Annotated in this window: 10 protein-coding genes; 4 read left to right on the forward strand and 6 right to left on the reverse strand. The window is 51.9% G+C overall.

The window, feature by feature from the left end; all coding sequences use genetic code 11:
* From H6A34_RS10060 to H6A34_RS10085, 6 genes are all read right to left on the reverse strand, one after another.
* A partial coding sequence (locus H6A34_RS10060) for a FimB/Mfa2 family fimbrial subunit (RefSeq protein ID WP_205105385.1) occupies window positions 1-727 on the reverse strand: 727 nt, incomplete at its 3' end.
* 634 nt (window positions 728-1,361) lie between these two features.
* A complete protein-coding gene (locus tag H6A34_RS10065; protein WP_205105387.1) occupies window positions 1,362-3,137 on the reverse strand; it encodes an Mfa1 family fimbria major subunit in 1,776 nt (591 codons plus the stop codon).
* A 187-nt stretch (window positions 3,138-3,324) separates the two neighbouring features.
* The gene (locus H6A34_RS10070; protein WP_021947703.1) at window positions 3,325-4,725 is read right to left on the reverse strand and encodes a DUF3868 domain-containing protein; all 1,401 of its coding nucleotides are present in this window, start codon (window positions 4,723-4,725) and stop codon (window positions 3,325-3,327) included.
* A 177-nt stretch (window positions 4,726-4,902) separates the two neighbouring features.
* Window positions 4,903-5,478 carry a DUF3575 domain-containing protein gene (locus H6A34_RS10075; protein WP_021947702.1) on the reverse strand — a complete coding sequence of 192 codons (576 nt, stop codon included), beginning with the start codon at window positions 5,476-5,478 and terminating at the stop codon, window positions 4,903-4,905.
* Window positions 5,479-6,193: 715 nt separating this feature from the next.
* Window positions 6,194-7,333, reverse strand: coding sequence for a sensor histidine kinase (locus tag H6A34_RS10080; protein ID WP_205105388.1), 1,140 nt, complete (start codon window positions 7,331-7,333; stop codon window positions 6,194-6,196).
* On the reverse strand, window positions 7,323-8,651 hold the full coding sequence (locus tag H6A34_RS10085; protein ID WP_205105389.1) for a sigma-54-dependent transcriptional regulator: 1,329 nt from the start codon (window positions 8,649-8,651) through the stop codon (window positions 7,323-7,325). Before H6A34_RS10085 ends, H6A34_RS10080 begins: the two co-directional genes overlap by 11 nt.
* A gap of 852 nt (window positions 8,652-9,503) precedes the next feature.
* On the opposite strand from H6A34_RS10085, the gene H6A34_RS10090 reads away from it, so the two are divergent.
* The 4 genes from H6A34_RS10090 to H6A34_RS10105 form a co-directional block, all read left to right on the forward strand.
* Window positions 9,504-10,832: a TolC family protein gene (locus H6A34_RS10090; protein WP_205105391.1), complete on the forward strand. Its 1,329-nt coding sequence runs from the start codon at window positions 9,504-9,506 to the stop codon at window positions 10,830-10,832.
* On the forward strand, window positions 10,817-12,070 hold the full coding sequence (locus H6A34_RS10095; protein ID WP_205105394.1) for an efflux RND transporter periplasmic adaptor subunit: 1,254 nt from the start codon (window positions 10,817-10,819) through the stop codon (window positions 12,068-12,070). Before H6A34_RS10090 ends, H6A34_RS10095 begins: the two co-directional genes overlap by 16 nt.
* 482 nt (window positions 12,071-12,552) lie before the next feature.
* On the forward strand, window positions 12,553-14,940 hold the full coding sequence (locus H6A34_RS10100; RefSeq protein WP_239480831.1) for an ABC transporter permease: 2,388 nt from the start codon (window positions 12,553-12,555) through the stop codon (window positions 14,938-14,940).
* Between the two features lie 369 nt (window positions 14,941-15,309).
* On the forward strand, window positions 15,310-17,281 hold a 1,972-nt coding region (locus H6A34_RS10105; protein ID WP_205105400.1), incomplete at its 3' end, for an ABC transporter permease.

The raw sequence follows: 17,281 nt of genomic DNA on the forward strand, positions 1-17,281 counted from the left end.
AGATGTGTATAAGAGACAGGTCCCAGAGTATGCGCGAGTTGTGGTCTGTTATGTACATGTCATATTTTGCGATGTCCATCACGGTCGGATCGTCAAGCTCGCGCAGGGCCACGTTGATGTGCTTGGTGTCACGCACGAGGGGCACGGTGGCATACGCCGCGCGGTTGCTGCTCATCGGATATACCTCTACGGGCTCGGTCATCATTCCGTGCCACAGCGTGTCGAGCGGCAGACCGTTGTTCTCGATGGAATAATAGGTCGCTCCATCCGGGCCGGTCACAGTGGCGCCTTTATCGAGGTTTATCTCGAGGCTCTGCATCAATGCGCCTGCGGCCATGTCGTTGCGCACGAACTTTGCGCGCGTCGTCTCCAACATGTCGCCGTAAGGCTTTTGCCCCGCCAGCGCAATAAACTGGTAGTGGCCCGGCGCAAGGTCGGTTATGTGCATTGCGTAACCCGGATCGCTGAGCGGTGATACTCCGCCCACATTGCTCTCCTCTTGTGTTTTCACAAGGTTGCCATCCTCATCGAAGATGTAGAGGGTGACAGAACCTACATGGTCGTTGAACATGTCAGCACGTTGCAGGTTGTAGTCGTACTTGAAGTTGACGTAAAGTCCATAGGGGCAGTCGTCAAGGTCTTGTTCCATCATGTCGCACGACGCCATCACTCCTGTGCCTGCCGCCATGACGGCCAACATGTACAAATGTTTTATTAAGCGTTTCATATCTTGATGTATTTATAATTATTCAGTAGTTAAAGGAGTTTTCTTTTAGGAGTTAAAGGAGTTTTTCAGGAGTTAAAGGAGTTTTTCAGGAGTTAAAGTAGTTAAAGGAGTTATCACTTCGCTCCGCTCCGTTAGGAGTTAAAGTCAAATGCCTTGTTGGTTGTTCCATAAGGCAAATCTCCTTGTATGCTTGTCTGCTCGTCACTTGTCTACTTGTCTGCTAAACAAATCTACTTGTTGACTAAACATCTCACCTTCTCACTTTTTCACCTTCTCACCTTTTTATATATAGTGCCAATATATTTGGTCGTTGTTTTCTTCATTGATAATCGGGCGTTTGTCCGATTGTTGTTGGACCTCTTCGAGGCCCTCTCCTCTTTTCATTCCTTATACCGCAAGTTGCGTTCCCTACGGTCACTCCACATGCGGTTAAGCATAGTTCGACGTCTCTGACGCCGGGAAAGACATTCTACATCACACCTAATGATTTATTTACTTATCTTTTCTTATTTCGAGCTGCAAGCCTTAAAACCGCGGCTCACGAGTTTTTTGAAATCCCGGTGGCGTCGTCACGACGCCGCCGGAATCAAAAGTGAATATAATGTTTGAATGATCTAATAGATCCAAAGTTGAATTAGAGGTCAGCGTTCTGTGTACGCTTAGCCCAAGAGAGGATATTGATGCTTACAGCGATGTAGTTGTCCTCCGGGTCGTCCCACTTGTTGGTTACATCAGGCACTGAAGCAGAACCGATGTTCTTAATTCCAGTTACAGTGATGTCATACCAGTTGTTGCGGAGCGCGCCGTAGCGGCCGAGGAAGTCAGCTGCTGTAGTGTAGCCGTCCTGACCGTCCTGTGCCCAAGGAGTCTGTTCGTCGCCGAAGTGCTGAATCTTGATGTCATAGTAAGCGTATCCGTTCTTGTAGTAAGAAATCACGAGCGGATTTGTGCCGCCGTTTACAAGGTTGGCAACCTGAGTTGCGAATGCCTCATTCAGAGCTTCAAGGTTTTGGCCGTCAACGAATGTTATGCCTGTAGCTGCTTCTTCAGGAAGAACAACAGAAGTAACGGTGATGATGCCGCCCTTGTCGGTTGTTGCATTTGAAAGCATTACAACCAAGTCGTCGCCGTCAACTGTTCCACTCTCGATGTAAGTAGCCTTGTTTGCGTTAAGCCAATCCATGATGCGTGTCTTCACGAGGTTCTCAACACCTGCCTTCTGGTAGATGGTAGACGTGTTGCCGTTTACAGTGTAGAACGTGCCGTCATTCTCTGCGCCGGTAACTTTCAGCTTGGCCTTAACAACAACAGCTGTCGTGCGGTTCTCGATTTGGTTGGCGATGTCAAACGTGTTCTCGAGGCAGTAGCCAGGGTTGTTCTCGCCGAAGCCGAGGAGAGTAGTGTTGTCAAGCTCATCGCCGCTCTTGACTGTGAAGTCAGCAGCAGTGTAAGTGTTGTAGTTCGGGTCATAGCCCCAGTATGTACGATACAAGTTTTCAGCAACGGGTACATTGCCCAAGAAGCGGTAGTCAGTTGCGCCAGTCCTTGTGAACGCCCACCAGTCGGCACCCTCGACGTTGCGAACGGCGTAAGTCTTGGTGTTGGCTACGTTGAATGTCCAACCAGTAACTTCGTATCCGGCGAGAGCTGGGTTACCGCCAGTAACCTTATCTGCGTCTGTAGCGTTCACAGTAACCTTGGCAACGGCGCGCTCAACATAGATGTTGGCAGCGGGATTGCTGCTGGCCTCTGCGATAGTCGTGTAGATGTTGTCCGGGTCGATGACAGCAAGAGTCGTAACCGTTGCTGTAGGAGCGGCAGTGGCAGTTGTTCCACCAGATACGTTAGACAGCGGAGCGTTAGACATGAAGAAGCCGTCGGCTGTGAGTTCGTCGGCATTAGTCGTCAGAACCTGCTCTGCGAAGTCAGAGAAAGTCTTGCCTGTGAGAGCCACGCCGCCGAGAGAAGCAGTCTCGTTGGCAACGGTAAGCTTGCCGTTGTCGTTAACAACTACGAGGGCGTAGATGTTTTCGTTACCAGTGGTTGAAGGCTTCGTTATTTCCCTAACAAGAGTTGCAGTTGACGTGATATTGTCGTCAGCAGGAGCCTTGTCGGCAAAGCCTGTAACGTCAAGTTCGTAAGCCCCAGCGAAAGTGGCCAAAGCCTCGCTTGTTCCCTTGAAGAGGAGCAGCGTAGCGTCGTTAACCTTGTACTCAACGGGCAGACCGTCGTCGTAAGCATCGTTGGCACGTGAAGTAGGCTGTGTCGGCAGGTTGAGAGCTACCGAAATGTAGCCCTGCTCACCGGGGTTGACGGTTGAGCCACCCTGCTGGTCGACGATGTCGTCGTTCGAGCATGCTCCCAGCGCAAGTGTTGCAAACGCGAGGGCAAAAAATTTGTACTTTTTCATTGTTTAATAATTTAGTTTGGTTGATTAATAATTATATAAATTGGTAAAATTATTATTGATATGGCAAATGGGCCTAAGACCAATGAGCCAAATAAGGCTGATAAACCTAATGAGACCTATAGCCGGCAGGGAGCGGGCTTATGGGTCAGATTAGCCCGACAGCCCCACCGTCTCATTTTCTCACCTTCTACATGTTGTCAAGGTTGGTCTTTGCCTCGCTTACTCCTGCCTGGGCTGCCTGGTTGTACAGGCGGCGCGCCTCGTCGTAATCACCTTTCAGCTGGGCGTAGGCAGCACGGGCGTTGAGGGCCTGCGGGCTGTTGCCGGCCTTGTCAAGATAGGGCTTTGCGCCGTCGGCGTCGCCTGCGTTAAGACGTGTACAAGCGGCGTTCAAGTTTGCCGTGGCGTCGCCGGGGTACATGCGCACAGCCACTTCCATCACCTCGTTAAACTCTGCCGAGCCGGGTTCGTACGTCTGGGCAACAAGGAACATTTCCTCGAGAGAGAGTTGCTGCGGCTTGGTCTTGATTATCTGCTTTGCCTCCTCGACATTAAACGGACGGATGACGTAGTTCACCCGGTAGTCAGAACGGCGCAACGCTGGATACCATGTGTCGAGCATAAAGCGGTAGTCCTTAGGATATTCGCGCTTGATTTTCCACTCGCGGGCGTCGGGATTGAGCTTGTCGTCGTCGATTATCGCAAGTATCGCGTCCTTGTTGTCAAGGTTGCTGTCACGCAGGTAGGCGATGAGTCCGTCCCAGTTTTCGGCCGTATGCGATACGGTGAACAGTTTGTCGTCAAGCGCTACAAGGTTGCGAACATAGTCCTTGAGGGTCTTCGCACGTTCGCGCGCCAGATAGTCGTTGTGGTCGTACGGGCTTTCGGGCGAGGCGTAGCCGTGAATGTCTATGCTGCTTATCGTCAGGTTGTTGTCCTGCTTCACCATGTTTATGGTGTTGATAATGCTGTCAAGCTCGGCGGGGTTGCGCCTGTAGTCGGCGTGCAGCTCGGTACGGTCGACGGGGAAGTCGATATACGCCGTCTTGTCAATATGCCTTTCCTTGCGGGCCTCGGCAGCGGGGCGTACGAAAGCCATGAGCGGTTTGCGCGTACGCTTCAGCAAGTAGTTGTTGCCGTCAATGCTGTCACCGCAACCGCAGAGGTCCTCAAATATCTCGACATCATAGTCGGAAACGACGTCTTCAAGCGGGGCTGCGCCCTGATATGCCACTGTCTGCGGCTTGCCGTTGCGCCTTCTTACCACCAGCGCGCGCTCATCAACGTCTTTCTTCATGTCGCCACGCTCATACATTATCTGCTGACGGCGGCCGTTAATTACTATCTCGGGCATTTCCACCTGACCTTCTTTAGTCTTTATCACTGGGGTATAGACCAGTCTTGTATTCGTAGGAAGGTCGAGCGAGTCGAGATTAAGTTTCATGTTCAGCATGACATACCCGCCGTCGCGCGTCACGCTGACATCCTCTACGCCTATTCCGCGGTTGGCCATGCGCGTCTGCGACAGTGCCGGCAGGCATGCCATTGCGGCCATTGCGAGGAGGGATATATATCTTCGATTATTCATAGTTGTCATTTTTTTGAGTTAATGTAATTGGACTAATGAGCCTGATAAGACTGATGAGCCTGATAAGACTAATAAGCCGAATGAGACTGATAGTCAACGAGGCATATTTTCTTAATTCTTAACTCTTAATTCTTAATTAAAATGGCGTCAGCCGTTTTCTTAACTCTTAATTCTTAATTAGAATATGTACAGCACGCTTAGCGCAAGCTTCGTCGGGCCGAAGTAATTGGTGTGGTCGGACTTCAGTCTCTCTCCGCACTCGCCGCAACGGAACTTGTCGTACTGGATATAATCGTAGCCTACGCCGAGCGAAGCCTCGATGTTCCAGTGCTTGGACAGGGGCCATTGATAACCCGCCGTGATTCCTCCGCCGGCATACCAGCCCTCGTAGCGGTGGTCCTCAAGCTCGTTAAACACTCCGAACGGTAAGTCGACGCTACCCATGTTGAACTGTCCGCCCATGAGGTGTGCACCGATAAACCATCCGTTAAAACTCTGGCAGAACCAATAACGATACTCGGGCATGAGCGTCCAATGGCGCAAGCTGGACTGGTCGCCGCCCGACTGCTTCCACGGATTGAGGCCGTAAAAGAGCTGTACGGTATGTTTCTTGCCGACAGATGCCTCAACACCTATATTAGGCGTAGTGGTCGCCCAATATAAAGCATTGGTCTTAAGAGCGATTTTCTGGCCGTATGCCGCCGTCAGGGCCGACATCGCCAGAACCGCGCATATAAGTAACTTCCTTGTCATAATATATTGGATTTAATATTTCATTTACTGCTACTATACCCCGATTATCAAGAAGAGGAAATCCCTTTGACAACTATGCGGTAAAATGAAAAAGTCGTTAAGTCAACTATCCATCCGTCACACGATAAGCCCGAGGATGCTTCCGTTCCGAGACCACGGCATGCAATAATGCGTTGGTTATTTTAATTTGTATTTTGATCGGCATGCCGGCGTTTGTCATATTCCAGTCTTGCTGCCGTAAGTATTAGTCTGTTTTTGTTGTATATGCCCTTATCGTTTTGGTAATAACAATATACTAAGACATACTTGAGAATTAATTACGCTATTAATTAATTGTGTTTTTATTGATGGGAGCAAATTTATAAAAATTTAATCACAAAATTTACCCCCCCCCGGTTAAAATTCCCTAACTAACGTAACGAAAGCTTAAAGCGACATGAAATTTTAGCGGTTAGGAACTACATAACCACTTAATAATCAACAAATTATAAAATTTAAAAAATTTTCAGTTGACAAAACACTTGAGTGTTATTACTTTGTTTACACCAATACCATATCCTGCAAAAACATAACCGTTTTCCGTACGCAATGGCGGTTGAAACCTACCGCATTACAAAAGGCCATCAAACGGGCGCTAAAAGGCCGCCTTTCGCAAGGCAAAAAACGGTCTTTTACAAACTAAAAGACGGCCTTTCGGAAACGCTGCCGCCGTCAGTCAGTTGAAAATAAGCCTGAAAGTGGTAAGCCCGCTATGCTTGTCGGTTACGAGAGAGATGAATCCGTTGCTTACGCGCATTATCTGACGGGAGATAGACAGGCCTATGCCGCTGCCCTCCTTTTTCGTAGTAAAGAACGGTATGAAGATGTGGGCGGCCACGTCGTCAGGTATGATGTCGCCGTCGTCGACTACGTCTATTATCACGGTATCGCCCTCGCCGGTGTATGCGTTTAGCCATATATGGCCGCCTTCGCCCACAGCCTCGGCGGCGTTTTTCAGCAAGTTGGACACCACCCGGCTTATCAAGCCCTCGTCGGCATACACCAGAAGGTCGTCAGGCTCTACCTTTATTATAATAGAGCAGCCACGACTGAACAACGGTTCGGACAGGCGCGACATGCGCTCAAGGAACGGTTTGACGTAAAACAGCTTGGGCACCGGCGTAGGCACGTGCGTGAATTTACGGTAGTTCTCAACGAAACGTATAAGCTCCTTGCTTGTCCGGTTGATTACGTTAAGGCCCTCGCGCCGCTCGCCCTCGGGTCTTTCGAGCAGTGTCTCGCTTAACGACACGATGGGCGTAACTGTGTTCATTATCTCATGCGTGAGCACACGTATCAGCTTAACCCACGAGTCTGTCTCCTGGTTAGCCAGCTCGCCCTTGATGTCGCTCAGCGCTACAATCCTCACCTTGCGGCCACGCAGCTCGGTATATGTCTCGCGCGACGACAGGTTTTTCATGCTTTCCTTCACCTGGTCAAGGTGGGTTATCACGTCTCTCTGCAACAACCTCAGCGCGGCGCGGTTGCTGCGGAGCACCACCCCACGGCTGTCGTCAACCACGAGTATGCCCGTATCCACCGAGTCGAGTATCAGCTCAAAGTACTTCTCACGCTCAATCTGCTCGTCGCGGGCGTGCCGCAGTATGTCCTTCACCCTGTTCAGCGAGGCGTTAAGCAGCTTGTCGTCGTCGGTGCGGCCACTTTCGGGAAAGTGGAAGGTATAGTCTCCGTTGTCAAGGGCGTTGAACATGAACGCTACCTTGCGCACCGTGCCCTTATAGCGCCGCCTCAGATAAAGGCAGCACGAGGCCAGAACGACCACCGCGACGGACAGGATGATTACGCTAAAGTCCATACTTCTTAATCTTATTGTACAGCGTCTGCCGTGAGACACCAAGCCTCGAGGCCACCAGCGACATGTTGCCTTCACATTCGCGCAGGGTCTTTTCTATTAGCCTGCGCTCCATTTCGTCAATGGTCTGCACCTCGTCGAGCGGCTTTTCCGCGGCCGCCGTGTTGCCGTCGATGTCCTGTTCGTCTATCATACGGCCGTCACCCAGGATAACGGCCTTCTCTACCGAGTGTTGCAGCTCGCGTATGTTGCCGTACCACGGCAGACCGGCAATCTTGCGTTCGGCCGCCGGCGTGAAGTCCATGCGCGGCTTGTTGTACATCGTAACGTAGCGGTCGAGAAACATACGGGCCAGCGCCGGAATGTCCTCACGCCGCTCGCGCAGAGGCGGCAGGTGCAGGTGTATGGTGTTGATACGGTACAGCAGGTCTTCACGAAACTCTCCCGAGGCCACCATCCGGCGCAGGTCGCGGTTTGTGGCGCAGACCAGCCGCACGTCGATGGGTATCTGGCTACTGCCGCCCACACGCACAATGCTGCGCCGCTGCAGGGCGGTAAGCAGTTTGGCCTGCAACGAGTAGCCGAGATTGCCGATTTCGTCGAGGAAAAGGGTGCCGCCCTCCGCCAGTTCAAACATACCTTCCTTGTCGGCCTTGGCGTCGGTAAACGCGCCCTTGACGTAGCCGAACAGCTCGCTCTCAAACAGCGTCTCGGCCACCGCGCCCATGTCTATCGTGACCAGGCGCCTGTCACGCCGCAGCGACAGACGGTGTATCTCGTTGGTAAGAACTTCCTTTCCCGTGCCGTTCTCGCCCGTTATAAGGATGTTGGCATCGGTAGCCGCCACCTTCTCGACCATGGCTTTCAGCTCCTGCATGCACGGCGACTGGCCCCAGAACATACCGCTTCCGCCAGCCTTGACGGCGGTCTTTGTGCCGGCAGTCTTGCGGTAGGCGTCGGTCAGGGCGGCCACGAGCTTGGCGTTGTCAAACGGCTTCACGACAAAGTCGGCGGCGCCTTCCTTGAGTCCCGTCACGGCCAGCTGGATGTCGGCATAGGCCGTAAAGAGCACCACCTGGGCCTGTGGTCTGAGCTTCTTAACCTGCCTCAGCCAGTAAAGTCCCTCGTTGCCGCTGTTCATTCCGCTGCGGAAGTTCATATCGAGCAGCACAACGTCGGGCCTGTCCTCACGCAGGCGGGCAGGTATATTGTCGGGACTGGCAATGGCGACGATTGTCTCGAAGTAGTCTTCGAGCAGCATTTTCACCGTCGCCAGTATGTTGCGGTTGTCGTCAACCACGAGAATTGTTCCTTGTTTCATCGTAATGCAAAATTAATCCGTTATACCGAGAAATGCAAGCGAGTGTCTATTTTTTGGACAATTTTAGAGGGGTAGCAAGCTCGCAATTAAAAATTAACAAGTAAAAAGTAAATGAATGTTCACACAACGAACATTCATTTAGTAGTTAAAGGAGTTAAAGTAGTTACCGTTCGCTCCGCTCACTAAGGAGTTAAAGACAAATGCCTTGCCTGCTTATGCACGATTAACGGTAGTGCAGATGTTTGCGGATGTTGATAAAAAGTAAAACGTATTATGATGTTCGGGTTATTTAATAGGGCGTCGGAGACGTCCAACCATGCTTAACTGCTGGTGGAGTGAGCGTAGCGAACGTCACCTGCGGTAGCATCGTACTACTTATATCGGCCTCGAAGGGGTCGAACTATGGCGGTCGTTGGACCTCTTCGAGGCCCATTACTCTTGGCTTATATTGCTGCAGGTTACGCTCCGCTCCACCAGCAGTTAAGCATGGTTGGACGTCTTCGACGCCCTTTCTATAGGCATCCTTACCCCTAATTTTTGACACATTCATAACCAGTTGACTATCAAGATGTTACCCTGAGCATTGCAAAAGATGGCCTTTTGCAGCATAAAAGGCCGTCTTTCAGCGCGTAAAAGACGGCAAACCGCAAGGCAAAAGACGGTCTTTCGCAAACCCGAATAATTGATACGGCGATGACTACGAACGGATACGGGCAAACATCAGGTCACTGTCCAATTATTAGACAGCCACTGTCTAATAATTAGACAGTAGCCTGATGGCGGCAAAGTGCTATCACGTTGATAATCAACGATATAGCTGTTTTGGCACGGTATTGGCTATATATTAAGCGTATGAACAGACGAATTGCCATAATTTTAACAGCCCTCGCAGTCCCGACTGCGGGATTCGCCCAGGCGGAATGGTCCATGCGGCAGTGTATCAGCTACGCCGTGGAACATTCGACAGAGGTCGGGCGGCAGAAGATTGAGCAGCGGCAGGCGCTCACCGACTACCGCACGTCGCTGCTCGACTTCCTGCCCAGCGTGTCGGCACAGGTGGGCGGACAGTACAACTGGGGACGTAACATCGACCCTGAGACCAATACATATAATAATGTAACGACATTTAACAACAACTATTCGCTAAGCGCGTCGCTGCCGATATTCGACGGCGGACAGACGTGGAACGCCTTTCGCAAGGCCCGACTGGCCAAGAACACATCGGCAACGGCCGTGCAGAAGGCGCGCGACGACAAGGCGATAGACGTAATGCAGAAGTTTATCGACGCGGCGTATGCCATCGAGTCGATAAAGCTCATGCGCCGTAAGCTCGACGACTCGCAGGCGCTGCTCAGGAAAACGCGCCGCCTTTACGAGCTGGGCGAGAAGAGCCGGCCCGACGTTGTGCAGATGGAGAGCCAGGTGGCGGAGGACGACTACAACCTGCTCCACCAGCAGAACCTCGCCCGCACGGCGCTGCTCTCGCTGAAGTCGGCCATGAACTACCCCACGGAAGATACTCTCTCGATAGACTGCTCGATAGCAGCGCTCACCCCCACCCTGCCCTTCGGACTTACCGTCAGCGAACAGGCGGTAAACTCGAAGCCTGGCATAGTGATGGCCGAGGCCGACGCCGAGAAGGCGCGTCTTGACTGGAAGATACAGCGGGCGGCGCTGCTGCCGTCGCTGTATCTGGGCGGCGGCGTGTCGACAAGCTACTACAAGAACATGTCATCAGACCTTGCCATAGAGCCGTTCCGCTCGCAAATGCGCAACAACTTGGGCGAATACGTCACGCTGACGCTGAGCATTCCCATCTTCTCTCCAAGCACATGGCGCTCGGTAAAGCAGGCTAAGACCAGCTACCGGCTGGCCCAACTTGACGTCATTGACGCCAAACGACAGCTGCACGACGACGCCACCCAGGCGATAATAGACTATGAGGGATATGCCAAGGAGCTGCGGCAGATGATGAATAAGACGGCCGCAGACTCGCTGGCCTACCGCCTTTCGTACCGCAAGTACGAGGAAGGCATGCTGTCAACGTTCGACCTTCACGAGTCGGCACAGACCTACCTGGAGAGCCAGATCACGCTGCTGCAGATGCGTATGCTCGTGGCAATAAGGCAGAAATTAGTCAACTACTACATAAACAACGAACCGTTATGGACATTGAACTGAAGAAAAAGAAATACATCCTGCCGCGGAAATATTGGCCGTGGGCGGGCGGCGGACTGCTCGTAATAGTAATATTGGTGTGGCTGGCGACGTCAAACTTCTCGTCGACGCTGCGCGTTGACCGCCGCGGACTTAACATCGGGACGGTAGAGAACGCGCAGTTTGACGACTACGTGAGCGTAGACGGCAGCGTGGTTCCTATCCAGGTGGTGCAGATTTCACCCGAAGAGGGCGGCGTTGTGCTTGAAAAGACTGTTGAAGAGGGCGTCCACGTGAAGAAGGGCGACGTCATAGTGCGCCTTAACAACTCTAACCTCGACCTCGAAATACTCAACGCCGAGAGCGAGCTTGCCGAGAAACAGAACATGCTGAGGAGCACTCAGCTATCAATGGAGCAGGACAACCTGAACAACCGCAACGAGGCTTTGCAGCTCAAGATGGACGTGCAGACCAAGCGTAGGGCATACAAACACCAGGCAGCTCTGCAAAAGGAGGAGCTGAACTCACGCGAAGAGTACCTCAAGGCGAAAGAAGACTACGAGCTGGCGGTGCAGAAAGAGGAGCTGATACAGCAGCGGCTGAAGAAGACTAACGAGCTGAACCGCTCGCAAGTGGCGCAGATGACGGGCGACCTGGCCTCGATGCGCAAGAACGTTGAGCTGGTGCGGCAGCGCAAGGCGAAGCTCGACGTGCGCTCGACCATCGACGGCGAGATAGGACTTCTTGACGTAGAGCTGGGCCAGAGCATATCGCCGGGGCAGAAGATTGGCGTTATCAACGACCTGAGCGACTACAAGGTGGAGGCGCAGGTTGACGAACACTACATCGACCGGGTGCATACGGGCCTGCAGGCAACGTTTGAACAGAACGGCAGAAAGTACCGTTTGCGAGTGCGCAAGGTGTATCCCGAGGTTCGCGAGGGACGTTTCAAGATAGACTTCGTGTTCCTCGGCGAGCGCCCGAAGAACATACGCACCGGCCAGACGTACTACATCGACCTGCAATTAGGCGAGGCCAAGAAAGCAATAATCATCCCCAAAGGCACGTTCTACAGCGTAACGGGCGGCTCGTGGATATTCGTTCTCGACAAGGACGGCCGCAAGGCTTACCGCCGCAATATACGTATCGGCCGGCAGAACCCGCAGTATTACGAGGTGCTGGAAGGACTCGAACCCGGCGAAAAGGTAATAGTCAGCGGCTACGAAAGCTACAAAGACAACGAGATACTCGTGCTGGAGTGATGCCAAAAAGCCCTCTCCCGGCCTCCCCGAGGGGAGAGGAAAGACAAATGTAGAACAATAAAAACAGCAAAAAAGAAGCCCCCTCCCAACCTCCCCGAGGGGAGGAGAAAAACAAATGTAGAACAATAAAAACAGCAATCAAATGACATTAAAACAACAATGCAAACCTGTTCCTTCCCTCGGGGAGGTTAGGTGGGGGCTACTCTTGAAATCAGGAGGAGGCTAAAAGATGGCCTTTCGCGTTGCAAAAGGTGGCCTTTTGGGCGGTAAAAGGCCACCTTTTAGAGACCAAAAGACGGCCTTTTGCAACACCACTCGTAACACATTGATTATCAAACAATTACAAAGCAGCCCTCCCGACATCCCCGAGGGGAGGAGAAGAGATGTAAAACTGAAAATAAATATAATTAATTAATAAACACAAGCAACCCAATTCCTCCCCTCGGGGAGGTTAGGAGGGGGCTTATAAACCCCATATTATCATGCCAAACTTCAACTTAAAGAGCTACTTCACGTTCCTTTCAAGGAACAAAGCATACACGGCGGTCAATGTGTTCGGCCTCGCCGTCAGCCTGATGTTCGTCATACTGATCGGCCTTTACGCGTGGCACGAGTTCAGCGTAGACCGCCAGCATGGCAAGGCCGACCGCATTTACGCCGTCGGATTGAAGCTGAAGGACGAACCGAAACCAAGAGCCGGCAGCCACCACGCGGTGCTGCGGTACATGAAAAAGCAATATCCAGAGATTGAACAGACCTGCGGATTCACTTGCGGCAGACTGCGCCTGCTCGACCGCGGGGACATACTAAACCCCGATGTGCTGATGAGCGACTCGACGTTTTTCTCGATGTTCGACTTCAAACTGCTGCGCGGCGACCGCAAGACGTGCCTCAACCAAAGGAACAACATCGTGCTGACGGAGAGCTTCGCGCGCCGGATGTTCGGCACTGACGACGTTATCGGTCGGCCGATAATGACCGAAGACTCGCTCCACTTCCGCGTAACGGGCGTGGTGCAGGACTTCGACGGCACGATAATCGGCAAGGACGTGTGCGCCATCGTGGACTTCTCTTATTGCAATCTGATGGGTAACGCTTACTCAGACGAAAACTTCCCGATGTCAATAGCCATCGGCTCAACAATGGCTTTCGTGCAAGTACGCAAGGGAACGGACTTCATGCAAAAGGAGAAAGACGTGCAAAAATTCTTCCCGACGTTCTGGCCCGGGCCGGAAGATGGTTACACCCAGGTTAGCCCCGTGCTCATTCCGCTCGACAAGCTGTACTTCTCGGGCTGCGATAACCTGTACTATCTGCACTTAGGCAACTTCAAGTTGGTAAGCATTCTGGCAGCCGTAGCGGTGGTAATCCTGCTCTTCTCGATAATGAACTACATCAACCTGACCGTAGCCCAAAGCGGTTACCGCGCCCGGGAGATGGCCACGCGCCGCCTCTTCGGCTGCACAAAGGCGGGCGTCGGCACCAACATGTTCGGCGAATCGTTAGTAATGTGCCTGCTGTCGCTCGTCATCGCCATCGCCCTTGCCTACGTATTTGCGCCCTATATAGGCCGTCTGCTCGACACGAAGATAAGCCTTGCTCCGCTGTTCAGCCCCTTGGGAATAGCCGTATTAGCGGCTTTCGTCATCGTGGTGAGCCTCATCGCAGGCGTGCTTCCTGCCACGATACTCTCTAAGGTGAAGCCTATCGAGGTGGTGCGCGGCACGTTTACAAAGCAGACAAAGATGTTCTTCTCGCGCGTTTTCATAACGGTGCAGAACGTGATAACCATAACCATGCTGGCCTGCGCCCTCATAATGTCGTTCCAGATGCTGCATCTGGTGAAGGCTCCGTTAGGCTTCAAGACAGTGAACAACCTCACGATATCTGGCGGCAGGGCATTCGCGAGCAACAAGTTGGACGTGTTCCTCGATAAGTTACGCGCCATGCCGGAAGTCAAGGCGGCAGCTCCGTCTATGGGAACGCCGACCGACGGAGGCAATAACAACACCATACAACTGGACGGGGACAATGATTTTACGTCGTTCCAGCTGTTCATCACGACGCCGGAATTTATGAAAATCTACGGCATTACGCTGAAAACCGACCTGCACGCAAAGGGCGACAGCATCCTGTATCTTAACGACCTGGCCCTGAAAGCGTTTCACATGAAGCCCACTGACACGCATCTTAGCGACAGGTATGACGGCAGCCAATTCTACCGTTTCCCGGAAAAGCCGCAGTACGGGGGCGTCATCAACGACATACGCCTCGGCTCGATACTGGCCGAACAGCGGGCAATCCTTATCCTCGTGACCAAGAACGTCACCATGCCGTGGACCGTTACGGTACAGGTTGAGGGCGATCCGATAGAGGCATACGCCAAAATCAAGGACATATATAAAGATGTATTCCACGAGGAAATTGACGAGTCGTCATCTCCGTTTGTCGACAAACAGATAGAGGAAGTGTTCCAGGAGGAAATCCGCACGACCAAAATCGTGGCGCTCTTCGCCTTCGTCGCGATAGTAATATCGCTCCTCGGGCTTGTCGCAATGTCGACTTACTTCATCCAGCAGAGGGCAAGGGAGATAGCCATACGCAAGGTGTTCGGCTCCACGGGCAACCAGGTGCGGCGGCGGTTGATACGTACTTTCCTGCTGTACGTGGGCATAGCGTTCGTCATTGCCGTGCCGATTATCGTGCATTTCATGTCCGACTGGATTTCGCAATACAGCTATCGCATCACGTGGTGGCCGTGGATTATCGTGGCGGGCGTAATTGTTCTGCTCATAAGTTTTGCCGCAGTGGCAGTGCAAAGCTGGATTGCGGCAGGAGAAAACCCGGTGAAGAATATTAAGCAAGAATAAGTTTAAAGGTGAGAAGGTGAAAAAGTGAGAAGGTGAGAAAAGACCGTTAAAAGTAAAAAGGTAAAACAGTAAAAAGGTAAAAAATGCCTGACGAAAAAAAGAGCGATAAACGATGGAAAAACAAAAGACGGCAAATTGCATTGCAAAAGGTGGCCTTTTAGGCTGTAAAAGGCCACCTTTTAGAGGTCAAAAGACGGTCTTTTAGAAAGCTCTTTATAACACGTTGATTATCAAGCAGCCCCCACCTAACCTCACCGAGGGGAGGAGAAAGGATTTAAAACTGGAAATAAATATAATTAATTAATAAACACAAGCAACCCAATTCCTCCCCTCGGGGAGGTCGGGTGGGGGCTTCTAAATATTAAAATTATGCCAAATTTTAACCTGAAAAGCTACTTCACGTTCCTCTCGAGGAACAAGGCCTATACGGCGGTAAACATATTCGGACTGGCCGTCAGCCTGATGTTCGTCATCATCATCGGGCTTTATACGTGGCAGGAAACCAGTATCGACCGCCAGCATAGCAAGGCCGACCGTATATTCAACGTCGGGCTGACCGCCGGCGACAGCACACGCACTGCCAACTGCCACCATATCGCGCAACGGTTTCTGCGCGACAAGTATCCTGAAATAGAGAAGACGTGCGCCTTCACCACGGAAAAGCTGAAACTAAAAGACAAGGATGACTTCGTAAACGCAAACGTAATTGAAACCGACTCGACATTTTTCGACCTGTTCGACTTTCCCCTTCTCTACGGCGACCGTACCACCTGCCAGATGCAGAAAGGCAACATCGTTCTGACGGAGAGCTTCGCACGCCGCATGTTCGGCACCGACAACGCCGTAGGACGCGACATAACGACCGCCGACAACACCCACTTTCGCGTAACGGGGGTGGTGACCGACTTTGACAACACTATCATAGACAAGGATGTTGACGCGATAATCGACTTCTCATTCTGCACCAACTTGGCTAACAAGGACGAATATTTCTACCAGTTTTGCAACCTTCTTTCGTCCTCGGTGTTCGTGTTGGTACGCGAAGGCAGCGACTTCATGGCCAAGCACAAGGATGTAGAAAAATACCTGAACGAAACTTCCGACAATTTTAATCCTACAATAACACGTCTTGACAAACTGTATTTCTCAGGACTTGACGCCTACTCCGGCCTGCATCTCGGCAACCTTATGTTGGTAAAGATTTTGTTCGCCGTGGGAATAGTCATCCTACTTTTCTCCATAATGAACTACATAAACCTGACCGTTGCGCAGAGCGGTTACCGTGCAAGGGAGATGGCAACGCGCCGCCTTTTCGGGTGCAATAAGGGCGGAGTGGCCGCCAACATGTTCATGGAGTCGCTCGTAATGTGCGTCATCTCGCTGTTTATCGCCGTGGCGCTGGCCTACGTAGCCACCCCGTATGCAGGCCGGCTGCTCAACACTAAGTTAGACTTGTCGCTGCTGTTGCAGCCCTTCAGCATAGCCATTATAACGGCTTTCGTCATCGTGGTAAGCCTCATCGCAGGCGTACTTCCTGCCGCAATACTGTCACGGGTGAAGCCAATCGAGGTGGTGCGCGGCACGTTCCGCAAGCAGACAAAGATGGTATTCTCGCGCGTTTTCATAACAGTGCAGAACGTGATAACCATCGTAATGCTATCCTGCGCCTTCATAATGGCGCGCCAAATGCTTCACCTGACGAAAGCTCCACTCGGTTTCAACACTAAAAACATTATCGCCCTGAAACTCAATAACGCCACTGACAACGACTTCACCGACCGGTTTATCGACCGTCTGCGCACCCTTCCGTTCGTAAAGGCGGTAGCTCCGTCGTACGGAACGCCGGTTGACGGTGGTAACAATCCGTCTGTACAGTTCGACGGCGACAAGGACAAGAGCACCTTCAACGTCATAACAGGCACGCCGGAAATGATGAAGATATACGGTATAAAGATGAAGAACAACCTCAATCTGAAGGGTGACAGCATTGTTTACCTTAACGGCAAGTCGCTTTATTTTCTGAAAATGAGCCCCAACTCAACGCATACGAGCGACAGGTATAACGCACTCATACCACTGCTTCTCAACGGGAATGCACGTTACGGAGGCATAATCAATGATTTCAACGTGCACGACATCCGCAACTATACCCAAGGACTTATCCTGCAGACGTGCAAGAACATAACGTGGCCAAGGAATATATCAATACTCGTAGAGGGTAACCCAACGGAGGCATACGCCAAGATAAAAGATATATACAAGGAGGTATATCACGAGGATGTGGACGAAAGCACGCCGCCATTCATTGACAAGCAGATAGAGCAACGCTTCGAACAGGAGC

The organism is Marseilla massiliensis, from assembly GCF_016899855.1.
In the GTDB taxonomy this organism is placed as follows: domain Bacteria; phylum Bacteroidota; class Bacteroidia; order Bacteroidales; family Bacteroidaceae; genus Prevotella.